The following is a 23,651-nucleotide window of genomic DNA, read 5'->3' on the forward strand; positions in this document are numbered from 1 at the left end:
CTCGCGTTGCGGGGCTTTTTGCCTCTGGCCGGCGGCCTTTCAGCCAGTGCCGCTGCGGCGGCTTGGCGCTATGATCATCCGGCCCATCACAAGGAGGATCGCATGCGGCGCTTTTTCATGCTCCTGCTGGCCCCGCTCATGTTTGCCGGCAGCTCTCAGGCCTTCGCGGCCGGCCCCAAAGCCGGGCTGGACAATCTCGAATTCGCCGGCGCCCGCGACCAGAACACCCCCGTATTGCTCAGCGCCGCCTCGCGCCCCATCCCCTTTCGCGGCGCTGATGGCCGTGTGCATATCGACTACGAGCTGCAGGTTACCAACGCGCGCGCCGTGCCGGTCAAGCTGGTGTCGCTCGAGGTCCTTGATGCCGCTTCCGGCAAGGTGCTCTCCACCGTCTCCGGCGCGGATATCGCGGCCACCTTTTCATTGCTGGGCGGCGCCGCCGGCGACAGCGTAGGCCCCGCGCAAGCCGGCTTCTTCTGGATCGATGTGGTGCTGGAGCCCGGCCAGGCCATCCCGAAAGTCCTGTCGCACCGCGTAGTGAGCTCCGGGCCGGAAGTCAAACTCACGGCGGCCGTCAAAACCTCCGGCGATGGGAGCGTCCAGACCACACAAACCGGCGGCAATGTCTCCGTCAGCACCCGGCCCGCCCCGCTGATCGGCCCGCCGCTGGAAGGCACGGGCTGGGTGGCCTTCAATGGCTGCTGCAAAGACGTGCCACACCGCCGCGCCGGCATTCCGGTCAACGGTGTTCTTTTTGTCAGCCAGCGTTTTGCCATCGACTGGATCAAGATCGACGCGAACTCGCAGCAAAGCAACGGCGACAGCAATAAAAACGAAAACTGGCCCACCTACGGCCAAAAGGCCATTGCGGTGATGGACGCCAAAGTGGTGTCCGTGCTCGACGGCCTGCCCGAGCGCGTGCCCAACGCCTTGCCGCCCGACACCACCATGCAGAACGTCACAGGCAACCACGTGATCCTGGACCTGGGGCGCGGCTACTACGCGTTTTATGCGCACCTGCAACCCGGCTCGCTCAAGGTGCGCGTGGGCGACCGCGTCAAGCGAGGCCAGGTGCTGGCGCTGCTCGGCAACTCCGGCAACACCACCGCGCCGCATCTGCACTTCCATGTGTCCGACGGCATCGGCCCCTTGTCATCGCAGGGCGTGCCCTATGTGATCGATGCGTTCACCGCCAGGGGTGTGGCCAACGACGTGACCGAGCAAGGCAAGGTGATGTGGACGGCGCTGCCGCAGCAGCAGGCCGTGCAGCGCGCCACCCTGCCGATGAACGGCTATGTAGTTGATTTCCCCTCATTGAAGTGAAGCCCCAGCGCCGCGCGCCCCGGCCGGCAACCCTAGCAATATGTTCAGACTTGCGTTAACTCTTTTTGGCGGCGACGCGCTCGTGAAGCGCTGGAAGATTTTTTTTGGGGCGGGCCTGCTTGTGTTGCTGCTGGGCGCCGTGGTGCTGGGCGACCTGCTCGACGGAGTGGCCGACATGGCCGGCTGGGTGTTCGGCGCCGTGCTGCTGTTGCAGGGCCTGGTCGAGCTGGCCATAGGCGCCACCCATACGCGAGCGCGCCGGCGCTTTGAAATGCTGCGCGGCGCGGCCATGGTGGTGTTTGCCTGCCTGCTGCTGGACTTTCCCTGGGACAACTCGATTGCCGCGGGCGTTCTGTTTGCCGCGGCCTTTACCTTCAACGGGCTGATCCGCATCGTCTCCAGCCTGTTGATTCGCTACCCCAACTGGCGCATGTCCAACGCCATCGGTTGGGGCTACCTGGTCATGGCGTTGCTACTGGTCACCAGCTGGCCCGTGCCTTCGGGCATGAACGTGTCTTTTTGCACCGGTATGGCGATGATGGCCGGCGGCTATCTGGTGATGCGCGGGGCCTTGCGCCTGCACCGCCTGCCGCCGGGCTCCCGGCTGGCGGCCATCGAGCTGTATAAAAGGCAGCGCGAGATGGGTACCACCCGGCCACCGCTCGTTCAGCCCACGGGCGCAGGCCCCTCCGCCGAACAGATGGTGGTACACGTCTGGACCGCCATCGACCAGAGCGAAGAGCGCATCCGGCTGCCGCTGATAGACCGCTACATCGCGGCCTTGTCACGCAAGGGCAGCGTCACCACCGGCCATGTCGCGCTCGCGTGCGGGCCCGAGCTCTACATCAGCCACCACCCGCGCGTGCGGCTCACCATCACCCAGCACAACCTCATCGACCAGATACGCGCCACCGAAAGCAACGACCACCCGGGCATGTGGCTGCCGTCGTATGAGCAGGAGGCCGGCGCCACGCGCCCCTCCACCTTTCGCATCCGCTTTCGCCAGTTCAACCGCAGCCACCTGCAGTCGTTCTGGGAGGCCTACCGGCAAGACGACACCTACAACCTCACCCACCGCAACTGCTCAGTGGTCGTCACCGAAGCCATCGACGCCGCCATGGAAGGCGTGTTTGCCGGCAAGCCCTTTTGGCGCACGCTGCTGCGCCTGGCGTTTCACCCCGACATGTGGCTGGCCGGCAGCATCCGGGTGCGCGCCGAGTCCATCGCCTGGACGCCCGGCCTTGCGCTCGACTACGTCAGCGCCATTCGCCGCATCACCCATCCGCGGCAAGACCTGAAGGTGCACCTGTCGCGCTGGTGGAAGGCGCGCAGGACGCGCAAGCGCCACGTGCACTGAGACGCCGCTGCTGATTGCAAAAAGCCGTGGCCGCGCCCGGCGCCGGCCCTAATGCGCCGCCTTCAGCGCCCGGCGGTACTGCACCGCCTCTGCCACATGGGGCACGGCGACTTCCTGCGCGCCGGCCAGGTCGGCAATCGTGCGCGCCACTTTCAGGCAGCGGTGGATGCTGCGGCCGGACCAGCCCAGCCGGGCGGCGGCCGTGTTGAGGAATTTGACGGCAGCGTCGTCAAGCCGGCACTGGGTGTCGATGGCCTGGCCTTCCAGCGCCTGGTTGGTGCCGCCCTGGCGGGCAATGGCGCGTCCGCGTGCGGTGATGACGCGGGCCCGGATGGCGTCGGTTGCCTCGCCGGGCGGCGTGTTCACCAGTTCATCGGCCGCCATCGCGCCGACTTCCACATGCAGGTCGATGCGGTCCAGCAGCGGGCCGCTCAGCTTGCCCTGGTAGCGCGAGATCTGGTCGGGTGAGCAGCGGCAGGCGCGCAAAGGGGAGCCGAGGTAACCGCAGGGGCAGGGGTTCATGGCCGCGATCAGCTGAAAGCGCGCCGGAAACTCGGCGCGCTGGGCCGCGCGCGCGATGGTGATGGCGCCGGACTCCAGTGGCTCGCGCAGGGCCTCCAGCGCCGCGCGCGGGAACTCCGGCAGTTCGTCAAGGAAAAGAACACCGCGATGCGCCAGCGAGATCTCACCCGGACGCGGCGGCGAGCCCCCGCCGACCAGGGCCACCGCGCTGGCCGTATGGTGCGGTGCGCAGGTAGGCCGCAGCGCCCATTTGTCCATCGAAAACCGGCCGCCCAGTGAGGCGACGGCCGCGCTTTCAAGCGCCTCCTCGGTCGTCATGGCGGGCAAAAGACCGGCAAATCGCTGCGCCAGCATGGACTTGCCCGAGCCGGGGGAGCCCATCATGAGCACGCTGTGCCCGCCGGCTGCCGCGATCTCCAGGGCGCGCCGGGCGGCGGCCTGGCCTTTCACATCGGCTAGGTCAGGGTAGGCCGATTGCGTCGGCAGGGCCAGCGGTTTGACTTGCGCCCAGCCGTCCAGGGCCTCCACGGCGGCATCGCCCGGCAAAAACTGCCGGACGACGTCGAGCAGGTGGTGCGCCCGGAAGATTTCGGCGCCGGGGACCAGGGCCGCCTCTTGCGCACTGGCTTCGGGCAGCACCAGTTTGGGCAGTTTTTCGGCTACGGGGCGGTCCGGGCGGTCACGGTGATGAGGCCGCGCCAGCGCCAGGCTCATGGCCAGGGCGCCCCGCACGGGCCGCAGGTCGCCGCCCAAAGACAGCTCCCCGGCAAATTCATAACCTTCGAGCTTGCGGGCGTCCACCTGGCCGCTGGCCGCCAGGATGCCCAGGGCGATCGGCAAGTCGAAGCGCCCGGAATCCTTGGGCAGGTCGGCTGGCGCGAGGTTGACGGTGATTCTTTTATTAGCGGGAAATTCCAGCCCGGTGTTCTGGATGGCCGAGCGCACGCGTTCGCGGGCTTCTTTCACTTCGGTTTCGGCCAGCCCCACCAGCGTGAAGCTGGGCAGGCCGTTGGCCAGGTGCACTTCAACCTGCACCGGACGCGCCTCCAGACCCAAAAGGGCGCGGCTGCGCACTAAAGACAAGCTCATTGACTAACTCCCTGTTGATGCTCCAAAGTTGTGCGCAATGCGCGCCCCAATCTGGTGCTTCTCATGTTTTAGATGACAGCTGCCTAACGTGCAAGACAGGGAACAGGTGGACTTGCCGCCGATAAGGCCGGCTACTTTGGCACGGTACGTGCTATGGAGACTCCGTTGGATTTAACAACCCTTTCCCGGCATCCCTGGAGCATTCATGACGAGAGTGACGCTCACCAGAACCCTGTAAGCAGCTGGGGCGGCCCCGAGAGGCAGCCTCTTTTTTCATCCTTGGAGGAAACCTGAAAATGAAACTCGTAACGGCCATCATCAAACCGTTCAAGCTGGACGAAGTGCGCGAAGCGCTGTCCGGTATTGGCGTGCAAGGCATCACCGTGACTGAAGTCAAGGGCTTCGGCCGCCAGAAGGGCCACACCGAGCTCTACCGCGGCGCGGAGTATGTGGTGGACTTTCTGCCCAAGGTCAAGATCGAGGCAGCCGTCTCCGACGACCTCGTGGACCGCGTGATCGAAGCGGTAGAGGGCGCTGCCCGCACCGGCAAGATCGGTGACGGCAAGGTCTTTGTCTACAACCTCGAGCAGGTTGTGCGCATCCGCACGGGTGAAACGGGCAAGGAGGCGCTGTAAGGCGCTTCCTATCTAACAGCCACATAAAGAGAACATCGACATGAAAAAACTACTCGCTTCCCTTGTCCTGGGATTGAGCCTGCTGACAACCGGCGCCGTCATGGCGCAGGCCCCTGCGGCAGCACCCGCAGCTTCCGCCGCCGCAGAAGCCAAACCGGCTGAAGCAGCCGCACCGGCCGCCGCCGCAGCGGCCCCCGCTGCCGCAGCAGCAGCTTCGGCACCCGCCGCGGCCGCCGCACCAGCGCCCGTGCCCAACAAAGGCGACACCGGCTGGATGATGGTCTCCACCATCCTGGTGATCCTGATGACGATTCCCGGCCTGGCCTTGTTCTACGGCGGCCTGGTGCGCAGCAAGAACATGCTGTCGGTCCTGATGCAGGTCATGGTGACCTTCTCGATGATCGTCGTGCTGTGGTTCATCTACGGCTACAGCCTGGCCTTCACCGAGGGCAACGCCTTCTTCGGCGGCTTTGACCGGCTCTTCATGAAGGGCATCTGGGACAACGTCGCGGGCACTTTCGCCAACGGCGCCACCTTCAGCAAGGGTGTCGTGATTCCCGAGATCGTGTTCGCCGCCTTCCAGGCCACCTTCGCCGGTATCACCTGCGCGCTGATCGTCGGCGCCTTTGCCGAACGCATCAAGTTCTCCGCCGTGCTGCTGTTCATGGTGATCTGGTTCACCTTCAGCTACGCACCGATGGCCCACATGGTCTGGTTCTGGATGGGTCCTGACGCCTACACCGGCAAGGAAGTGGTCGACGCGATGAACGGCAAGGCCGGCTACATCTGGCAAATGGGCGCGCTTGATTTCGCAGGCGGCACGGTGGTTCACATCAACGCCGCTGTCGCGGGCCTCGTCGGCGCCTACATGGTGGGCAAGCGCATCGGCTACGGCAAGGAAGCCATGGCGCCTCACAGCCTGACGCTGACCATGGTCGGTGCCGCACTGCTGTGGGTGGGCTGGTTCGGTTTCAACGCCGGCTCCGCACTCGAGGCCAATGGTTTCGCAGCTCTGGCCTTCATCAACACGCTGGGTGCTACTGCTGCTGCCGTGCTGGCATGGTGCATCGGTGAGGCGCTGATGCGCGGCAAGGCTTCCATGCTGGGCGCTGCATCCGGCGCTGTTGCCGGCCTGGTGGCCATCACTCCCGCAGCCGGCAACGTCGGCATCGGCGGCGGCCTCATCATCGGCCTGATCGCTGGTTTCGCCGGCCTCTGGGGCGTGAACGGCCTGAAGAAACTGCTGGGCGCTGACGACTCGCTGGACGTGTTCGGCGTGCACGGTGTCTGCGGTATTTTGGGCGCCCTGCTCACCGGCGTGTTCAATTCGCCAAGCCTGGGCGGCCCCAGCGCTGTTGCTGACTGGACCACCGTCGCCATGGTGGCGCCCGATGCGTACTCCATCGCAGGCCAGGTCTGGATCCAGGCCAAGGCTGTGCTGATCACCGTGGTGTGGTCGGGTGTCGTGTCCTTCATCGCCTACAAGATTGTTGACCTGACCATCGGTCTGCGTGTCAGCGAAGAAGACGAACGCGAAGGCCTGGACATCACGTCCCACGGCGAAACCGCTTACAACCGATAAAAGGGTTGAGGGGCTGCTCGCAAGAAGCAGCTCCCGCCGGGTCTTATCGCCGGGTTTGACCGGCACTGAATTTTTTACTGAGAGTCTCCTTTGGATGTTCAGCCCACCGGCGCAAGCAGGTGGGCTTTTTTTTGGCTTTCACAGGCTGCGGCGCCACCGGTGCTAACCTTGGGCGCTGATCCACCTCAGCAACCCAAGGAAGCCTCATGACCTGGCAAACCGTTGTCTCCCAGCCCAGCGAACTGGGCGAGTCGCCGTTCTGGCACCCCGACGAGCAGATGCTCTACTGGGTCGACATTCCGGGCAAACACATTCACCGCTGCAACGTCTTCATGGGCACGGTGGAAAGCTGGGCCATGCCGTCCGAGCCCGGCAGCATCGCGCCCGCCCGCACAGGAAGCGACAACAGCGGGCTGGTGATCTCATTGCGGGACGGCATCTACCGCGCCCGCGAGTGGGGCGCCGAGCTGCAGCCGCTCATGAAGGCCGGGCACGACACCGCCACCACCCGGTTCAACGACGGCAAGGCCGACCCGGTGGGCCGCTTCTGGGCCGGCACCATGTATGAGCCGCGCGACAAGTCCGTCGCCGAGCTTTTTTCCATCGACTGCCGCAGCAGCCTTGCACCGGTGGTCGAGCGCAAGGCCGGTGGCGCCATCATCGCCAACGGCCTGGCCTGGTCGCCCGACGCGGCCACCGTCTACTGGACGGACACACCCACGCACACCACCCACGCCTGGGACTGGGACCGCGAAAGCAACGCCATGACCAATCGCCGCGTGTTCCACCAGTGGCCGGGCAAACCGGCGGGCTGGCAGTTCGGCATGAGCGGCTACGGCGGGCGGCCCGACGGCGCGGCGGTCGACGTGCAGGGCAATTACTGGGTGGCCATGTTTGAAGGCGCGCGGCTTCTCAAACTGTCGCCGGCCGGTGAGCTGCTGGCCGACATCGCCGTGCCGGCGCAGTGCCCCACCATGCCCTGCTTTGGCGGGGACGACCTGCGCACGCTCTACATCACCACCGCGCGCTACAACCGGCCCGCCACCGAGCTGGCGGCCTATCCGTACTCGGGCTGCGTGTTCTCCATGCAGGTGGATGTGCCCGGCCTGCCGGTCAATTTCTTCACTGACTGATCGGGCAGGCCAGCGGCCGCTGCAAAAAACCGAACAGGCCGCATGCAAAAAGATCAAACACCGGCCGGGAAGAGCCGCGTACCATCGCGCACATGGCTTTAGAGATCGATTCTGAGACTGACGATGTGACCGCTTCCCTGGCTGCCCGCGTGCGAAACGCCGCCGCGGCCTGCACCCCCCTGCGCATTCGCGGCGGCGGCAGCAAAGACTTTTATGGGCAGGCCCTGGAGGGCGATATCCTGGACATGACGGCCTACACCGGCATCGTCAGCTATGAGCCCAGCGAACTCGTCGTCACCGTGCGCGCCGGCACCCCGTTGGCGGAGCTGGAGGCGCTGCTCGCCGCGCAAGGCCAATGCCTGCCCTTTGAACCGCCGCATTTTGGCGGCGGCGGTGCGCGCGCCACGGTGGGCGGCATGGTCGCCGGCGGCCTGAACGGCCCGGCCCGTGCCAGCGTGGGCGCCGTGCGCGACTACATGCTGGGCGTGGTGCTGCTCAACGGCAAGGGCGAGCGGCTGGTCTTTGGCGGCCAGGTGATGAAAAACGTGGCTGGTTACGACGTCTCGCGGCTAATGGCCGGCTCGCTCGGCACGCTGGGCGTGCTGCTGGAGGTGTCGCTCAAGGTCCTGCCCGTGGCGCCCATGGAGGCCACGCTGGTCTTCGACATGGACGAGGCGGCGGCCCTGCAACAACTCAACCGCTGGGGCACCATGCCGCTGCCCGTCAACGCCTCCTGCTGGCGGGAGGATCGCTTGTACGTTCGTTTGCGTGGCGCGAAGGCAGCTGTTGCCGCCGCGCAAAAATCCATGGGTGGAGAAGTTCTGGACAGCGACGCGGCCAGGCACTGGACTGCCCTGCGCGAGCAGGCCCAGCCCTTCTTTGCACTGCAAGCTGATGAATCGCTGTGGCGGCTCAGCGTGCCCGACACCGCACCCCCGCTTAACTTGGGCGAAACACTGGTGGAGTGGGGCGGTGCGCAGCGCTGGATCAAGCGGCCCGACGGCGACGCAGGGCTTATCCGTAAAGCGGCTGAACAAGCTTCAGGCCACGCCACCCTGTTTCGCTCGGCCCGCAAATCCGTGCCGGTGTTTTCTGCGCTGGTGCCTCCGCTGGACCGCATTCACCGCGAACTCAAAAAGCAGTTTGACCCGGCAGGTGTGTTCAACCCGCACCGCATGTACGCAGACTTCTAAGCCAAGCCATGCAAACCCATCTCGCCCCCGAATTCAAAAACACCACCGACGGCCTGGAGGCCGAAGCGATTCTGCGCAAGTGCGTGCACTGCGGCTTTTGCACGGCCACCTGCCCCACTTATCAATTGCTGGGTGATGAGCTTGACGGCCCGCGCGGCCGCATCTACCTCATCAAGCAGGTGCTCGAAGGCGAAGCACCCACACGAAAAACCCAGATGCACCTGGACAGGTGCCTGACCTGCCGCAACTGCGAAAGCACCTGCCCCAGCGGCGTTGAATACGGCCACCTGGTCGACATAGGTCGCAAGCTGGTCGACGAGCGCGTGCCACGCCCGGTGGGTGAAAACGCTTTGCGCTGGGCGCTTAAGGAAGGTCTGCCGTCACCGCTGTTTGCGCCCGCCATGAAGGCCGGCCAGGCGCTGCGCGGCCTGCTGCCTTCAGCGCTGCAGAACAAGGTGCCGGCCAAGCAAACGACTGGCGCGTGGCCGCAGCGCACGCATGCGCGCAAGATGCTGATGCTAGAAGGCTGCGTGCAGCCGGCCATGATGCCCAACATCAACGCCGCGACCGCGCGTGTCCTGGATGCGGCAGGCATTCAAACCGTCGTTGCGCCCAAGGCAGGTTGCTGCGGCGCCGTCAAATTCCACCTTAACGACCAGGACGGCGGCAAGGCCGAAATGCGGCGCAATATCAACGCCTGGTGGCCGCATGTGGAAGGCCAAGAGGTAGAGGCCATCATCATGAACGCCTCGGGCTGCGGTGTCACCGTCAAGGAATACGGCCATATCCTGAAAGACGACCCGGCCTATGCCGCCAAGGCAGCGCGTATCAGCGCCCTCACGCGCGACCTGAGCGAGCTGATGCCCGAGCTGGTCGGCGAGCTGCAGGGCAAGGTCACGGCGCGCGCCGGGGCCATGGTGTTTCACCCGCCGTGCACACTGCAACACGGCCAGAAGCTGCGCGGTGGGGTGGAGACGCTGATGGCCGCGCTGGGCTTTGAGGTAAAGCTGGCCGCCAGTGAATCGCACCTGTGCTGCGGCTCGGCTGGCACGTATTCGGTGCTCAACCCCGACATCGCCTACCAGCTGCGCGACCGCAAGCTAGGCAACCTGCAAGCTACTGCGCCCGAAACCATCATCTCCGCCAACATCGGCTGCATCACCCACCTGCAAAGCGGCACTGCAACGCCGGTGCGGCACTGGGTTGAAGTGCTGGACGCTGCGCTCAACTAGGTGTTCAGCAAGCTACTGACATCACGTTGTCAGTAGCAGGTCCGCACCATCAAGGCTTCTTCACACAAAGAGAGCCTTCCATGAAAAACGCCATCACCTGGTTTGAAATCCCCAGCACCCAGCTGGACAAGGCCCAGGCCTTTTACGAAGCGGTGCTGATCTGCAAACTGCGCCGCGAACCCATGGGTCCGTCTGAAGGCGCGATCTTTCCGTACCAGGAAGGCGAGGGTAGCGATGCCGGCGTCGGCGGCGCGCTCATCGCAGGGCCCACGGCCGCAACGCCCGCTGCCGCCGGCACGCTGGTCTACCTCGATGCCTCGCCGTCGCTCGACGCCGCGCTGGCCCGTGCGGTCAAGGCCGGCGGCAAGATCGCCTTGCCGCGCCAGGCGCTGCCGCCCGGCCTGGGTTTCTTTGCGCACATTCTTGACCTGGACGGCAACCGCGTCGGTTTGCACGCACTGGCATGAGCCGCAAGAACTGGATTGCAGTCGCCAGCGCCGAGCACGCCCGGCGCGGCTCTGCTGAACCGCTCAACGGATTCATGCAGGTTTGCCATGGCAAGTGCGCGCCGCTGCAGCGCGTGTCGCCGGGTGATCTTGTGGCTTACTACGCACCCACGCAGCGCATGGGCGGCGGCGACAGGCTGCAAGCCTTTGTCTCGCTGGGCGTGGTCCAGCCGGGTGCGCCCTATGCCCTGGACATGGGCGACGGCTTCAAGGCTTTTCGCCGTGATGTGGCTTATGTGGCGGCTGAAGAAGTCTCCATCCTGCCGTTACTCGAACAGTTCGATTTTGTCGAAGATCCGCAGCGCTGGGGCTACAAGTTTCGCTTCGGCCTTTTTGACATCAGCGATCACGACATACGGATGATCGCGCGCGCCATGCGGGCCGACCTGGCGGCGCTGGGCCTGGAGACCCGGCTCAGGCTGTCCAGAACGCCCGCGGCGCAAACCGCGGGCGCATCCTCCCTACGGCAAGCGAGCCTTAGCCTTTCGTGAGGTAAGGAATGGTTCCGGCGACGTCGGTGTCGTCAATCATGTAAAGCTGGCTGACGCTGCCCGCCTGCCGCGCTTTGGCGTACGGCTGGTAGTCAGGGTCATTGACGAAGGCCTGCAGCGCAGCTTTGTTCGGAAACTGGATAACGGCCGACAGGCTGTAGTCCGGCCCCTTGCCTTCCAGCGACGTGATGTTGCCGCTGCGTGACAAATACTTTCCGCCTTGTTTGGCGACCAGTTTGTGGACGTGGGTGGCGTAGTCGGGCACCCAGGCGTCGTTGGTGATTTTGACTTCGGCGATTAAAAATGCACTCATGGGAATTGGCGTCTTTCAGGAAAAATTGAAGCGCCGGCAGGCCGGCACAACAGGAGAGTGGCGGGTCTGTCTGCACACCTCTTTTTGAAGTATCTGGCGATGGCGCGATCGCATCCAGTCACGGAACTGGAGCGGCCAGTACAGTTTTATGACTGGCCTTTGCGCGGCGGTGCGCCTATGCTGTCCCTGGACTCCAAGGACGCAAACCCATGACACAAGCCAGCTACAAACAGTTTTGCCCCCTCGCCATGGCGGCCGAAGTGCTGTGCACGCGCTGGACCTTGGTCCTGGTGCGCGAGCTGATCGCCGGCTCCACGCGGTTTAACGACCTGCGGCGCGGCGTGCCCAAGATGTCGCCCACGCTGCTTTCGCAGCGCCTCAAAGAACTCGAGGCCTCCGGCGTCGTCGAGCGCAAGCGCATCCCTACCGAGAAGGATGTTTTTGAATACCACCTGACGGTGGCTGGGCGCGAGCTTGCTGGCGTGGTGGAAGCGCTCGGTTCCTGGGGCCAGAAGTGGGTCAGCACCGATGCGACGCTCAAGCACCTGGACCCCAGCCTGCTGATGTGGGACATGCGGCGCAACCTCAACCCGCTGCCCTTGCCGCGCCAGCGCACGGTGATCCAGTTCGTCTACGCCGACCTGCCGTCTACCCAGAGCCACTGGTGGCTGGTGGTGGAGCCCAAAGGCGAGGTCGACCTGTGCTGGGCCGACCCGGGGTTTGAGGTCAGCCTTTATGTGACGACGGATTTGCGCACCATGACTTCGATCTGGATGGGACTGACGTCCGTCGCCGAGGAGCGCGCCAGACTCAAGCTATCCGGCCCGCAGGACATCATCAAGTCCATGCAATCCTGGCTGGGGCTGAGCCCGTTTGCGCGTATCAAGAAGCTGGCGGCGTGATTTCAGGTCAGGACGCCAGCAGGCGGTAAAACACCGTCGTGCCGCGCAGCCCGCCCCGTGGCATCAATGCGTAATCCGGAATCTCGCCCACACGCACCCAGCCCAGGCGCTCGTAGAGGCGGTCGGCCGTGCTGCCGGTGATGGTGTCCAGCACCAGCAGCGTCTTGCCGCAATCCCGCGCCAGGGTTTCTGCGCCGCGCATCAAAGCCTCTCCCAGGCCCTGGCTGCGCATGCGGCGGTGCACCAGCATCTTGGCCAGGTCGGCGCGGTGCGGCTGGTTCTCGGCCTGGGCCAGCACCAGCTGCACCGTGCCACAAATGCCTTGCGCGTCTTCGGCAACCAGCAGTGCGCGTTCGCCCGCGGCCACGCCTTGCGCCACACCGCGCCAGAACGCTGCGGCGCGCTCGTGCGTCAGCGGGTGCATAAAACTCACCGACGCGCCACCTTCGACGCAATCAACCAGCACGCCGGCGAGTTCGTTAATTTGCGCGGCGGTCAATGCGTGCAGGCGCCGCAAGCTCCAGGTGGGTTTGGAAGAAGTGTTCATCGTTTGCCGGTGGTTTCAGACGCGATCACCACCGCATAACGTGCGGGCTTTCGCGTGGGGTTGTGGAACATGGTGGGGCTATCCAGCTGCATGGCCAGGCAGTCGCCTTCGCGCAGGGCGTGGCGCGCATTGCCCACCGTGATGTCGATCGCGCCTTCAAGCACCCACACCTGCTGGTGCACACGCGCATCGCGCGCGCCGGTTTCAAAGGCCACACGTCCGCCCGGCGGGAAATGCACTTCAACAATCTGCATCGGCTGCGGCACGCCGGCCGGCGAGATGTTGCGCCGCAGGTAGCCGGAAGCCGGGTCTTGCCACTGTGTCTGCTCGGCACGCCGCGCCACCGGGCTGATGGGCGTCTGGGTGGCGGTGGGGGCGTCGAACAGCGAGGCCAGCATCACGCCCAGCGCAGTGGCGAGCTTTTCCAGCACCACGGCGGTGGGGCTGCTTTCACCGCGCTCGATCAGCGAGATCATCGAGCGGCTCACACCGCTGTGGGCGGCAAGTGCCTCCAGCGACAGGCCTTTGGCAGCGCGCAGCTCGCGCACGCGTTCGGCGATGCGCTGATTGAGGTCGAGGAGGGGTTCTTTCATGATGGAATTAATTTTCCATCATATTGGAATTGATGTCCAGTGCCCCAACTGGACCGAAGTGAGGAGGCCTTGGCTCAGGCGCCTATGCTGTCTTCGTTGTCCCAGAGGTGGCGGTAAAAAGCAATGCGCTCCTCATCGCGCGCAATGCCGTAGGCCTTGAAGAACTCGTCCTCCCAGCCCGGGCCATAGTTGTAGTCCAGGTTCATGCTCGCCACGGCCAGGTCCGCCCAGCGGTCGGCCACACCCAGCGAGCCCAGGTCCACATGGCCGGCCGGGCTGCCGTCCGGCGCGATGATGGTGTTGGGTGAGCAGGGGTCGCCGTGGCAGACCACCAGTTTGTCTATGGGCGGAATACCCAGGCGGTCGGCAGGTACGCGATAGCCGGTGCGCTTTTCAGGCGACCAGTCGAAGGGGCATTGCGCCACGGGCAATGCCTCATGCAGGATGCGCAGCCCCCGGCCTATGGCATGGGCGGCCTCTACCGGCCGGTCTATCCACGCCGGTGTGACGGCGCCATCACCCGGTAGCGCCGCCGTGACCAGCCACTGCGCCTCATCGGTAACACCCCAGTCCAGCACCCGCGGCACGGCATGCCAGCGAACGGCCCATTCCATCCGCAAGCGCTCACCGTCCAGGTCCAGCCCCGAGCCATGCGGGTTCCATTTGATAAAGCGGTCGCCGGCGCGAAAGGTAGTGCCGCCGCGTTCGTTGGCCCAGACGAGTTGTGGTTCATTGCTGCCGGAGAGCTGGCGTACGAGGGGTGGAACGGGGTGTTGAGTCAAAGTGCCGGAGTGCTCCATGGTGCCTGTGCGAAAAGTGAAGTGATTACCTGTAACTGCGGTGTGCGGAGATACCGCCACACGCCAGCGGCGCAATCAGGCAGGTATGGGTGCTTGCCCAGGTTGCAAGCACATAGGCCGTTCGTCAAACGCCAGCCAGCCCGACTGGTCGCACAGGTGCTGAACATCCGCTGAATAGTCCGCCCGCAGCGAACACCGCATGCTCAATGTGTGGCCGGGCGCCGGCAGCCAGAACTCAACCGGACCGGCCTCGACCTGCGTGCGGCCTAGCAGGCGGCCGTCTGCGTCGGCCCACTCGATGGCGGGAAAGATTCGCGCAAGCGTCGCCTTTACGGCGTCTGCATCGTTCAGCGTGCGCACCGTAGCTTCGCCCAATTCGTGCGAGATCAGCGGCAGGCGTGTGGGTTCAAAGAATAGATAGGTGTAGGCCATGGTGTGGTGAGCATTTCAGGCGGGCTTGATGCGCACGACAGGCCGCTGCGGCTTGCGTCGCGCGACTTCTGCAAAGCCGGCATCGTCGTACATGGACTTGGCGCCGAACCACATGAAGTCATCATGGGACCGGCCGGGTTTATCGACAGGGTAGGCCTCCAGCAGCGTAGCGCCCTGCTTTTTGGCATAAGCGATCGCGCCATCCAGCAAGGCCCGCGCAACGCCCTGACCGCGATGCTCTGCCGGCACCACAAAGCAGATCACCGACCATACGGGTTTGTCGTCCACAGGCTTCATCACCGGCGAGCGCTTGAGCTTGGCGTAGTCTTCACGCGGCCCCAGCGACACCCAGCCGACCGGAACCTTGCCGCGGTAGCCGATCAGGCCGGGCGGTGTGCCGGCATTGACGAGTTTCTTCAGGTCCGCACGATTGGCCTGGGCGGCCGTGGTGCCCGAAGGCAGCGGCCCGCGAGCACCGCTTCGCCGGTAAAACATGCACCAGCAACCACGCGCCACCGAACAGCCTTTGGCATTGAACAGCGCTTCCAGGTCAGGCCAGCGCTCGGGCGTGAGGGGGCGGACGGTGAGCTTCATGGGGTCGACCTACCACTCTGTGAAGGTATCTCACCGACTCTTCGCCATGTACTGAAAGCGAAGCGGAAGAGTATTGGAAATATCGCATTCAACAGCGGCCGCATACCCGAGAGGAATCAGCTCGCCAAAACGCGAATGAAAGGTCGTGGTAGTTGCCAGTTTTTGCCCCGAGGTGGCATCAAGAAAAGTGTAGGACTGTTCATAGACACCAAATCCTCTTGCGTTCTGGCTATGGTCCTCCGCTAATCCCGGCGCTATAACAACGCGCATCGTTTCGCCAATGCGCTGCGAGCTGTGAACTTTGGGCGTGTTTTTTGAGGTCGGGACCCAATTCTCGGGTGAAACAAATACCTGTATTCGCGGCTCCGAACGGCACAGTGCATCGCGATATCCATCACGCGCGAACGGATATACAAAGGGACCGGCGGCCAAGAGTGCTAGCAACAGTGCGGCGAATCTGCGTCCTGCCGTTTTGCTTTGACCCGCCTCCGTCGAGAATCCCCATTTGAGAGATTTGACTATCACCATTAACAAGAAAAAGGCAACCACCAGAAGGAAGCCTATCCAGACGATGGCAAAAGATAGACCCATCAGCTGCTAACCTCGTGGGGACGTAAAACCTGTGGTTTAGGCTGGGCGCGATGGGTTAAATCGATCATGACTTCCTCTGGGGAGTGGCTGGCTTATTTGCTTTCAAGTTTTCCCGCCGACAAGTACTCGAGCGCGAATCGATGTTTGCACTATAGCTGCGAGACGAAAATTTTGGCTGCTTTGGCGCGGTAAGCTGCTGCCATTCAAACCCCATTCCACACACCATGCGCCGCGCCGACCGCCTCTTCCATCTTGTCCAGCTGATTCGCGGCCGGCGTCTCAGCACGGCTGAATTTTTGGCCAAACGGCTGGAGGTGTCGGAGCGCACCATTTACCGCGATGTGGCGGACCTTCAGCACCAGGGCGTGCCGATTGAAGGTGAGACGGGTGTGGGTTACCGGTTGGGGGCGGGTTTTGATTTGCCGCCGCTGATGTTCACGCAGCAGGAGGCCAATGCGCTGGCGGCTTCGGTGCGGCTGGCGCAGGCCTGGCTGGACCCGGCCATGGCCGGTGATGCGGAGGCGGCCTGGGGCAAGATTTTTTCAGTGCTGCCGCCGGCGGCGCGTGCGGCGGCCGAGGGTGTGCCGCTGTATGCGATGGTGCTTGCGCCTGACACGGCCACGCAGCGCAGCCTGCAATTGCTGCGCGAAGCGGTGCATGCGCGCCGCAAGGTCAAGGTGCATTACCGCGATGTTGAGGAGCGCGAAACCCAGCGTGTGCTGTGGCCCTTGGGCTGCTTTTACTGGGGAAAGGTCTGGACGCTGGGCGCCTGGTGTGAAGTGCGCGATGACTTTCGCAACTTCCGCGTGGACCGCATGACCTCTGTGCAGGTGCTGGATGCACGGGTCGGCCACGAAGCGGGGCGCACGCTGGCCGACTACCTGCGCGTGATGAAGTCACGCGACTGCTAAAAACCTCTGCTATTGATTCGGGAGCTGCTTACGCCCGTCATTCGGGCTTCGCAGCCTCTTTTTGTTCTAGAACTTTGCTGGCCAGGATTGCCGCCCTCAAGCTGCCAGCGCCGCCTCGATGTCTTTGGCCAGGTCCGCCGGCTTGTCGCTGGGGGCGTAGCGCCGTATGACTTTGCCGTCTTTGCCGACCAGAAATTTGGTGAAGTTCCATTTGATGGACTTGATGCCGAGCAGGCCGGGCGCTTCGGCTGCCAGCCACTGGTACAGCGGGTGCGCGCTGGGGCCGTTGACGTCGATCTTGGACATCATCGGAAAGCTCACGCCGTAGTTGACCTGGCAGAACTCTGCAATCTGGTCGTCGCTGCCCGGGTCTTGCGAGAGAAACTGGTTGCTGGGAAAGCCCAGCACCGCCAGGCCTTTGCCGGCATATTGTTTGTACAGCTCTTCCAGACCGGCGAACTGGGGTGTGAAGCCGCATTTGCTGGCGGTGTTGACGATCAGCATGACCTTGCCTTTGAACTCCGACAGGGAAATGTCTTTGCCGTTGATCTGGAGGGCGTGGAAGTCGTAGACGGTGCTCATGGTGTGTCTCCTGGTGTCTGTCTGCTATGGCGCTATGGGATATGGGACCACGGCGGGCCGGTGTGGTCAATGGGGGCAATCTCGGGGCGGAATCCGGGCCGCCGCGGCGCTAATGCGCCTTCGCGTTGGGGGCGATGGCCGCCAGCACCGCGGCCAGCACGATCAGGCTGCCGCCCAACAGTACGCGCGGCGTGAGTTCGGCGGCGCCCAGCGCAGCCGATGACAGGCTGGCAAACAGGATTTCGGTCAGCATCACGATGGCGGTGGTGCCTGCGGCCAGGCGCGCCGCGCCGTATTGCAGACCGGCGTTGCTGGCCATAAAGGCCAGGCTGAGCGCCAGCACCACCGGAATGCCGGCCGCGGCCAGCGCGGGCCCCGGCACCACGGCCTGCGTCATGCCGACCAGCGCGGCGGCCGCCGCCATCAGGCCGCTGCCGCCAAACATGGCCAGCATGCGCGACTCGCTGGGTGTGTGGTTGTACTTGCGCAGCACCGAGTTCGTAACCGCAAAACTGAAGCCGCCCATAAGTGCCAGCCAGTCGGCGGCGCCCTGCGGCACCGGCCAGGGCGACTCAGGCGCCTTCAGCACAATCAACACGCCGGCCATGGCCAGCAGCAGGCGCAGCAGCGAAGCGGCCGAAGGCTTTTCGCCCAGCATGACCCAGGCCACCAGCACCGACCACGCGGGCATCAGGTAAAACAGCAGCACCACACGCACCACGTCGCCCACCGTCACGGCCCAGTTGAAGCCGACATTGGTCATGCCCGAAGCTGCGGCCAGGAACCACAGCTGCGGATTGGCCACAAAGCCGCGCCAGGCGGTGGGGCGCAGCGTCAGCAGGCCGGTAACGACGACCGCATAAACCAGCGCTGTGGCCCATAGCGGGTGCAGGCCATGGCCGTGCAGCTGGCGCAGCGGCCACCAGGACACACCCCAGATGAAGGCGTTGAGTGTGAGCGCCAGAACGGCTTTGGAGGTGTCGCGTGGAGCGGCACCGTGTGTCGTCGCATCCACCATCAGTGAGATTTATCGCTGCGTGCGATGCTCAACAGGTGATCCACCTGCTCTTTGTGTTTGATGCAGTTGCTCTTGTGCCAGCGCTGGATCAGCCACATGAAGCCGGCCACCACAATGCCAAAGGCGGTGATGGCGCCGAAGGCCGAGAGGCCCAGGCCGGTGGAAAGACTGTAGAAGGCGCCCAGGCTCAGGATGCAGGCCTGTTCGTTGAAGTTCTGCACCGCGATGGAGCGACCCGCGCCCATGAGGTTGTGGCCGCGGTGCTGCAGCAGCGCATTCATGGGCACCACCAGGAAGCCGCCCAGGCCGCCCAGCAAGATCAGGAAGGGCGCCGCCACCCAGACATTGCCGATGAAGTTCATCAAGATGACCAGCAGGCCCATGGCGATGCCCAGCGGCATCACGCTGGTGGCCTGGTCCAGCCGCATGCGCATGGAGGCCAGCACCGCGCCCACCGCAGTGCCGATGGCCACCACGCCCACCAGGGAAGACGCCTGCGTGGTGCTGTAGCCCAGCGCCGCGGCGCTCCAGGCCAGCACGATGTAGCGCAGGTTGCCCGACACGCCCCAGAACAAGGTGGTGGTGGCCAGCGAGATCTGGCCGAGCTTGTCGCGCCACAGCGCGGAATTGCAGTTCCAGAAATCGGGCAGCAGCTCCAGCTTGTTGCGCGGCATGGGCCGCATTTCAACGCCGGTGTCGGGAATGCGGGTGTTGAACCAGGCCGCAATGATGTAGAGCAGTATCAGCACGGTGATCGCCGCTTCGGGGGCGGTGTCGATGCCGGTGGTGATGATGGGGAAATCAAACGACAGCAGCAGCGACGACACCGAATGCCCGACCAGCTGGCCGCCCAGCAGCACGCCCAGGATGATGGAGGAAATCGTGAGGCCTTCGATCCAGCCATTGGCCTTGACGAGCTGCGAGGCCGGCAGGAGTTCGGTCAGGATGCCGTATTTGGCGGGTGAATAGGCGGCGGCCCCGAGCCCGACGATGGCGTAGGCCAGCAGCGGGTGCGAGCCGAACAGCATCATCAGGCAGCCCACCACCTTGATGGCGTTGCTGACAAACATGACGTTGCCCTTGGGCCGGGCATCGGCAAAAGCCCCCACAAAGGGGGCCAGCACCACATAAAACAGGGCAAACATGGGCACCAGCGCCGCCGGCTGCCACTTGGGCGCCCCGCTGGTTTTGAGCAGCTCCACGGCGGCTACAAACAGCGCGTTATCAGCCAGCGAGCTGAAAAACTGGGCTGCCATGATGGTGTAAAAACCGCGCTTCATTAAACTGTTGTTGTCACTGCATCAATGCATCAGCAAATCTGATGCGGCAAGATATAGGTGAATGTCTCCAGACGATTCCGGTTTATAGCATGGGGGCTGATGCCAGAATCCCTAAAGACCCTCGATATGCCACCGGCGGGCCGCATTGGGCACCGATTGCTGGCCGCCACCACCAACCTCCATTGCGCCATGCCACGTCCCATTCTCGCCACCGTCCACACCGCTGCGCTTGCCCATAACCTGGCTCGCGCCCGAGCCGCCGCGCCTGATGCGCGCATCTGGGCGGTCGTCAAGGCCAATGCCTACGGCCATGGCATCGAGCGTGTTTTTGACCCCCTGCGCAGCGCCGACGGCTTTGCCCTGCTGGACTTTGCCGAGGCCCAGCGCCTGCGCGCGCTGGACTGGCGCGGCCCGATTTTGCTGCTGGAGGGCTGTTTTGAGGCGCGCGACCTGGAGCTGTGCTCGCGCCTAGGCCTGTGGCACACCATTCACTGCAATGAGCAGATCGACATGCTGGCCGCCCACAAGACCCAGCTGCCGCACCGCGTCTTCCTCAAGATGAACTCGGGCATGAACCGGCTCGGCTTCACCCCCGAGCGTTACCGCGCCGCCTGGACGCGGCTGAACGCGCTGCCGCAGGTCGATGAGATTTCGCTGATGACGCACTTCTCCGACGCCGACGGCCCCAAAGGCATCGCCGCGGCGCTCAAGGCCTTTGATGCCGTCACACACGACCTGCCAGGCGAGCGCACCCTCAGCAACAGCGCGGCCAGCCTGCGCCACGGCAGCGTGCTGGCCGGCCGCTCCGACTGGATACGGCCCGGCATCCTGGTGTACGGCAGCGCGCCGGACTTCCCCGAGCACAGCGCGGTCCATTGGGACTTGCAGCCCACCATGACGCTGTCCTCCAGAATCATCGGCTTGCAGGAGCTCAAGGCCGGCGACACCGTGGGCTACGGCTCCAGCTTCACCGCCGACGGCCCCATGCGCATCGGCATCGTGGCCTGCGGCTATGGCGACGGCTACCCGCGCCACTGCAGCACAGGCACGCCGATGCTGGTGGGCGGCGTGCGCACCCGCATGGTGGGCCGGGTCAGCATGGACATGCTCACCGTCGACCTCACGCCCGTGCCCACGGCGGGTATAGGCACCGAGGTGACGCTGTGGGGCAAGGCCTCAAGCGGCGCCTTGATGCCCATCGATGAGGTGGCACAAGCCGGCGGCACCGTTGGTTATGAACTGATGTGTGCCGTGGCCCAGCGCGTTCCTTTCCAGGTGGAATGAAGAACCTGTCGAACTGGCGCTCGGTTCGCGTGCTGGAAGGCCGCATCGAGCGCGAGCTTCGCCGGCGTCACAGCCTGCGTCTGCATGGTCTGTGTATCGGGCTTGTCACGATGGGCCTGATGTGGGGCGTGTCGCACCTGCAAATGGTCATGGGCATGGAGTCGCTGGCCTGGCGCTACCTGATCACGCTCGGGTCCGGCTACCTGGCCTACCTGCTGGTGATCCGCCTGTGGGCCGCGCAGCTGCTAGGCCGTGACAAGCGGTCGTCGTCGGCCGATGGCGGGGGTGACGTGCCTGATCTCTTCAGCAACCTGCCCGACTTTCAGGGCGGCGGCGGAGGCGGCAGTTCGCCGCACTTTCAGTCAGGTGGCGGCGGCGATTTTGGCGGGGGCGGCGCAAGCGGAGACTTCAGTGTGGGCGATGTGGGCGGCGGGCTGGGCGACGTTGCCAGCGGCGCGCTCGATGCCGTTGGCGGCGCGGATGAAGGGGCGGTGGTGGTCATCCCGGTGCTGGCCATCTTCCTGATCGGCGTTGCAGTGTTTTTTGGCGCGGGAGCCCTCATGCTGATGTTCTTCGGGTGGGAAGTGCTGTTGACGGTGGCCATCGAGCTGGCTTTTTCCTATGTGTCAGCCCGCGCCGCCGTGCGTGTGGTGCGTGAAGGCTGGGTTTCCGCCGTCATCCGCCTGACCTGGAAACCGCTGGTTGGCGCCATCGCCTGCGCCGTGGCGCTGGGTGCGGCCATTGATTACTTCATCCCGGCTGCCAATTCGCTGCCGCAGGCGGTCAAACTCATACGGGCGCAGAGCGGGCCCGGCGTACATTAAAACTCTCGAAGTTCTGCCATCAAGGGAGCGCACATGGACTCATCGCGATTCGAATACGCCGGCTTCTGGATCCGGGTCTGGGCGTCCATCATCGACAGCCTCATCCTCGGTGTGCTGCTCTACCCGGCGCTGACGGCGGTCTACGGCCGCGAATACTGGGACAGCACGGACTTCATTCAGGGGCCGGCTGATCTTTTGCTCTCCTGGGTGCTGCCGGCTGTCGCAGTGATGTGGTTCTGGAAGGCGCGCCAGGCAACCCCCGGAAAGATGGCTATCGGCGCCCGCATTGTGGACGCCGACACCGGCAACAACCCCGGCACCACGCAGCTGATCGTTCGTTACCTCGGCTACTTTGTCTCGCTGGTGCCGCTGGGCTTGGGCATCATCTGGGTGGGTTTTGACGCCCGCAAGCAGGGCTGGCATGACAAGCTGGCGCGCACGGTGGTTGTGCGCAAAAAGCGTGGGGACTCAGACTCCGCGAAACCCGACGAACAATGGCCTGAATAAGCAGAAATCACTATGACAGCATCGCTTCCCGTCACCGTACGTCCTGTGCAACCGGACGATTTTGAGGCCTGGCTCCCACTCTGGGCGGGCTACAACAAGTTCTACGGGCGCTTCGGCCCCACTGCCCTGTCCGGCGACATCACGGTCATGACCTGGTCGCGGTTTTTTGATGTCTATGAGCCGGTGCACGCACTGGTGGCTGAGTCCGGCGGCGAATTGGTGGGCCTCACGCATTACCTGTATCACCGCAGCACGACGCGCATTGGGCCGGTCTGCTATTTGCAGGACCTGTTTACCGCCGAATCCGTGCGCGGCAGGGGTGTGGGCAAAGCCCTGATTGAAGCGGTGTACGAACAGGCGCAGGCTGACGGCTCCTCCCGCGTCTATTGGCAAACCCACAATACCAACGCCACCGCCATGCGGCTGTATGACCAAGTGGCGGAGAACTCGGGCTTTGTGGTGTACGCCAAGCCGCTCTAGTCGCGGCCTTGGCTTATTACGGCTTACCGCGGCTTACTGCGGCGCGATTTTGGCGCCGGTGATTTTTTCCTGTGCCTTCACCAGTGCCGGCACAAACTCCTTGCCGTGGCCCAGCGCGCTGGCGGTGGCCAGGCTCTGGTGCACCGCTTCGCCGACGTAAGAGGGCACGTTCACCATCTCTGCCAGGTGGGTGTAGTAACGCAAATCCTTGCGCGCGTTGTCCAGCTCAAACTTGATGCCCGCAAAATCACCACCCAGGGTTTTGGCCATGGCCTGGAAGAGGCCCGAGTTCACCGCGCCGGCTGAGATCACATCCACCAGCTTTTGCGGCTGAATGCCCGCCAGCGCGCCCACGGCAAAAGCCTCGGCCGTGGCCGTGCAGATTGCCTGGCCGATGAAGTTGTTGAGCAGCTTGATCACATGGCCGGCGCTGGGGCCGCCCACATGGAAGATGTTTTCGCAGTAAGCCGCCAGCACCGGGCGGATCTTGTCGAACACCGCCTGCTCGGCGCCCACCATGGTGTTGAGCTTGCCCAGCTCAGCCTCGACCGGCGTGCGTGCCAGCGGCGCGTCGACCAGCGTGGCGCCGTGCTGCGCGCACAGCGCGGCCAGGCGGCGGGTGGATTCGGGCTCGCTGGTGGAGGTGTCGATCACGATCAGGCCAGCCTTGGCTTTGGACAACACGCCGTTGGCGCCCAGCAGGACTTCTTCGACTTGCGGTGATCCCGTCACGCAGATCACCACGGCGTCACAGGCGCCGAGCTCAGCCGCGCTGCCTGCCCGCTTGGCGCCGGCGGCCAGCAGGTCGGCCACACGCTCGGTGTTGCGGTGAACGGTGAGGCTCACGTCAAAGCCCTTGGCCTGCAGGTTTTTCGCAATGCCATGGCCCATCAAGCCTGATGCGCCAATGACGCCTATGTGTTTCATGTT

Annotated in this window: 27 protein-coding genes; 15 read left to right on the forward strand and 12 right to left on the reverse strand. The window is 64.4% G+C overall.

Annotated elements, in window-relative coordinates; all coding sequences use genetic code 11:
- The first annotated feature begins 102 nt into the window (after nucleotides 1-102).
- Both BM408_RS11460 and BM408_RS11465 read left to right on the forward strand, forming a co-directional pair.
- The gene (locus tag BM408_RS11460) at nucleotides 103-1,323 is read left to right on the forward strand and encodes a M23 family metallopeptidase (protein WP_175541762.1); all 1,221 of its coding nucleotides are present in this window, start codon (nucleotides 103-105) and stop codon (nucleotides 1,321-1,323) included.
- A 40-nt stretch (nucleotides 1,324-1,363) separates the two neighbouring features.
- Nucleotides 1,364-2,680 (forward strand): HdeD family acid-resistance protein, encoded by a 1,317-nt coding sequence (locus BM408_RS11465; protein WP_139237335.1) that lies wholly within the window; start codon nucleotides 1,364-1,366, stop codon nucleotides 2,678-2,680.
- Between the two features lie 48 nt (nucleotides 2,681-2,728).
- Here the strand turns inward: BM408_RS11465 and BM408_RS11470 are convergent, their stop codons facing one another.
- A complete protein-coding gene (locus tag BM408_RS11470; protein WP_092129980.1) occupies nucleotides 2,729-4,291 on the reverse strand; it encodes a YifB family Mg chelatase-like AAA ATPase in 1,563 nt (520 codons plus the stop codon).
- A 296-nt stretch (nucleotides 4,292-4,587) separates the two neighbouring features.
- Here BM408_RS11470 and glnK point away from each other — a divergent pair, with 296 nt between their 5' ends.
- The 7 genes from glnK (at nucleotide 4,588) to BM408_RS11505 (ending at nucleotide 11,063) form a co-directional block, all read left to right on the forward strand.
- On the forward strand, nucleotides 4,588-4,926 hold the full coding sequence (glnK, locus tag BM408_RS11475) for a P-II family nitrogen regulator (RefSeq protein ID WP_007873831.1): 339 nt from the start codon (nucleotides 4,588-4,590) through the stop codon (nucleotides 4,924-4,926).
- 40 nt (nucleotides 4,927-4,966) lie between these two features.
- Nucleotides 4,967-6,508: an ammonium transporter gene (gene amt, locus BM408_RS11480; RefSeq protein WP_092129981.1), complete on the forward strand. Its 1,542-nt coding sequence runs from the start codon at nucleotides 4,967-4,969 to the stop codon at nucleotides 6,506-6,508.
- 206 nt (nucleotides 6,509-6,714) lie between these two features.
- The gene (locus BM408_RS11485) at nucleotides 6,715-7,641 is read left to right on the forward strand and encodes an SMP-30/gluconolactonase/LRE family protein (protein ID WP_092129982.1); all 927 of its coding nucleotides are present in this window, start codon (nucleotides 6,715-6,717) and stop codon (nucleotides 7,639-7,641) included.
- A 92-nt stretch (nucleotides 7,642-7,733) separates the two neighbouring features.
- Nucleotides 7,734-8,834 (forward strand): glycolate oxidase subunit GlcE, encoded by a 1,101-nt coding sequence (gene glcE / locus BM408_RS11490; protein WP_092129983.1) that lies wholly within the window; start codon nucleotides 7,734-7,736, stop codon nucleotides 8,832-8,834.
- Nucleotides 8,835-8,842: 8 nt separating this feature from the next.
- Nucleotides 8,843-10,066, forward strand: a complete 1,224-nt coding sequence (glcF, locus tag BM408_RS11495; RefSeq protein WP_092129984.1) for a glycolate oxidase subunit GlcF — start codon at nucleotides 8,843-8,845, stop codon at nucleotides 10,064-10,066.
- An 80-nt stretch (nucleotides 10,067-10,146) separates the two neighbouring features.
- Nucleotides 10,147-10,533 carry a VOC family protein gene (locus BM408_RS11500; protein ID WP_092129985.1) on the forward strand — a complete coding sequence of 129 codons (387 nt, stop codon included), beginning with the start codon at nucleotides 10,147-10,149 and terminating at the stop codon, nucleotides 10,531-10,533.
- Nucleotides 10,530-11,063 (forward strand): EVE domain-containing protein, encoded by a 534-nt coding sequence (locus BM408_RS11505; protein WP_092129986.1) that lies wholly within the window; start codon nucleotides 10,530-10,532, stop codon nucleotides 11,061-11,063. The genes BM408_RS11500 and BM408_RS11505 overlap by 4 nt, the downstream gene beginning before the upstream one ends.
- Here BM408_RS11505 and BM408_RS11510 read toward each other — a convergent pair.
- Nucleotides 11,050-11,376 (reverse strand): DUF1330 domain-containing protein, encoded by a 327-nt coding sequence (locus BM408_RS11510; RefSeq protein ID WP_092129987.1) that lies wholly within the window; start codon nucleotides 11,374-11,376, stop codon nucleotides 11,050-11,052. The two genes, BM408_RS11505 and BM408_RS11510, sit on opposite strands and share 14 nt — an antisense overlap.
- A gap of 209 nt (nucleotides 11,377-11,585) precedes the next feature.
- Here BM408_RS11510 and BM408_RS11515 point away from each other — a divergent pair, with 209 nt between their 5' ends.
- A complete protein-coding gene (locus BM408_RS11515; protein ID WP_092129988.1) occupies nucleotides 11,586-12,278 on the forward strand; it encodes a winged helix-turn-helix transcriptional regulator in 693 nt (230 codons plus the stop codon).
- Nucleotides 12,279-12,285: 7 nt separating this feature from the next.
- Here BM408_RS11515 and BM408_RS11520 read toward each other — a convergent pair whose 3' ends face one another.
- The 6 genes from BM408_RS11520 to BM408_RS22735 all read right to left on the reverse strand — a co-directional run bounded on the left by BM408_RS11520 (nucleotide 12,286) and on the right by BM408_RS22735 (nucleotide 15,835).
- Entirely contained in the window at nucleotides 12,286-12,825 is a 540-nt protein-coding gene (locus tag BM408_RS11520) for a GNAT family N-acetyltransferase (RefSeq protein WP_092129989.1), read from the reverse strand.
- Nucleotides 12,822-13,418 (reverse strand): helix-turn-helix domain-containing protein, encoded by a 597-nt coding sequence (locus BM408_RS11525; RefSeq protein WP_092129990.1) that lies wholly within the window; start codon nucleotides 13,416-13,418, stop codon nucleotides 12,822-12,824. The genes BM408_RS11520 and BM408_RS11525 overlap by 4 nt, the downstream gene beginning before the upstream one ends.
- A 74-nt stretch (nucleotides 13,419-13,492) precedes the next feature.
- Entirely contained in the window at nucleotides 13,493-14,200 is a 708-nt protein-coding gene (locus BM408_RS11530; protein WP_217649428.1) for an aminoglycoside 3'-phosphotransferase, read from the reverse strand.
- Nucleotides 14,201-14,293: 93 nt separating this feature from the next.
- On the reverse strand, nucleotides 14,294-14,650 hold the full coding sequence (locus BM408_RS11535) for a hypothetical protein (RefSeq protein WP_092129992.1): 357 nt from the start codon (nucleotides 14,648-14,650) through the stop codon (nucleotides 14,294-14,296).
- 15 nt (nucleotides 14,651-14,665) lie between these two features.
- Nucleotides 14,666-15,244 (reverse strand): GNAT family N-acetyltransferase, encoded by a 579-nt coding sequence (locus tag BM408_RS11540; RefSeq protein ID WP_092129993.1) that lies wholly within the window; start codon nucleotides 15,242-15,244, stop codon nucleotides 14,666-14,668.
- 30 nt (nucleotides 15,245-15,274) lie between these two features.
- Nucleotides 15,275-15,835: a hypothetical protein gene (locus BM408_RS22735; RefSeq protein ID WP_139237336.1), complete on the reverse strand. Its 561-nt coding sequence runs from the start codon at nucleotides 15,833-15,835 to the stop codon at nucleotides 15,275-15,277.
- Nucleotides 15,836-16,059: 224 nt separating this feature from the next.
- On the opposite strand from BM408_RS22735, the gene BM408_RS11545 reads away from it, so the two are divergent.
- Entirely contained in the window at nucleotides 16,060-16,746 is a 687-nt protein-coding gene (locus BM408_RS11545) for a helix-turn-helix transcriptional regulator (protein WP_092129994.1), read from the forward strand.
- 96 nt (nucleotides 16,747-16,842) lie between these two features.
- Here BM408_RS11545 and BM408_RS11550 read toward each other — a convergent pair whose 3' ends face one another.
- The 3 genes from BM408_RS11550 to lplT all read right to left on the reverse strand — a co-directional run bounded on the left by BM408_RS11550 (nucleotide 16,843) and on the right by lplT (nucleotide 19,626).
- The gene (locus tag BM408_RS11550; protein ID WP_092129995.1) at nucleotides 16,843-17,328 is read right to left on the reverse strand and encodes a glutathione peroxidase; all 486 of its coding nucleotides are present in this window, start codon (nucleotides 17,326-17,328) and stop codon (nucleotides 16,843-16,845) included.
- Between the two features lie 109 nt (nucleotides 17,329-17,437).
- Complete coding sequence (locus BM408_RS11555; RefSeq protein ID WP_092129996.1) at nucleotides 17,438-18,346, reverse strand: DMT family transporter; 909 nt, start codon at nucleotides 18,344-18,346, stop codon at nucleotides 17,438-17,440.
- Nucleotides 18,346-19,626 carry a lysophospholipid transporter LplT gene (gene lplT, locus BM408_RS11560; protein WP_092129997.1) on the reverse strand — a complete coding sequence of 427 codons (1,281 nt, stop codon included), beginning with the start codon at nucleotides 19,624-19,626 and terminating at the stop codon, nucleotides 18,346-18,348. Before lplT ends, BM408_RS11555 begins: the two co-directional genes overlap by 1 nt.
- A 189-nt stretch (nucleotides 19,627-19,815) precedes the next feature.
- Between lplT and alr the strand changes: the two genes are divergently transcribed.
- From alr to BM408_RS11580, 4 genes are read left to right on the forward strand one after another with little or no spacing between them, the layout of a single operon-like run.
- Entirely contained in the window at nucleotides 19,816-20,910 is a 1,095-nt protein-coding gene (gene alr / locus BM408_RS11565) for an alanine racemase (RefSeq protein ID WP_092130090.1), read from the forward strand.
- A complete protein-coding gene (locus BM408_RS11570) occupies nucleotides 20,907-21,734 on the forward strand; it encodes a hypothetical protein (RefSeq protein WP_092129998.1) in 828 nt (275 codons plus the stop codon). Before alr ends, BM408_RS11570 begins: the two co-directional genes overlap by 4 nt.
- 33 nt (nucleotides 21,735-21,767) lie before the next feature.
- A complete protein-coding gene (locus tag BM408_RS11575; RefSeq protein WP_092129999.1) occupies nucleotides 21,768-22,241 on the forward strand; it encodes an RDD family protein in 474 nt (157 codons plus the stop codon).
- A gap of 12 nt (nucleotides 22,242-22,253) precedes the next feature.
- On the forward strand, nucleotides 22,254-22,721 hold the full coding sequence (locus BM408_RS11580) for a GNAT family N-acetyltransferase (RefSeq protein WP_092130000.1): 468 nt from the start codon (nucleotides 22,254-22,256) through the stop codon (nucleotides 22,719-22,721).
- 33 nt (nucleotides 22,722-22,754) lie between these two features.
- Here BM408_RS11580 and BM408_RS11585 read toward each other — a convergent pair whose 3' ends face one another.
- Nucleotides 22,755-23,648, reverse strand: coding sequence for an NAD(P)-dependent oxidoreductase (locus BM408_RS11585; RefSeq protein WP_092130001.1), 894 nt, complete (start codon nucleotides 23,646-23,648; stop codon nucleotides 22,755-22,757).
- Nucleotides 23,649-23,651 lie beyond the last annotated feature (3 nt).

The sequence above is a fragment of the Polaromonas sp. YR568 genome (genome assembly GCF_900116715.1).
Classification (GTDB): Bacteria; Pseudomonadota; Gammaproteobacteria; order Burkholderiales; family Burkholderiaceae_C; genus Polaromonas.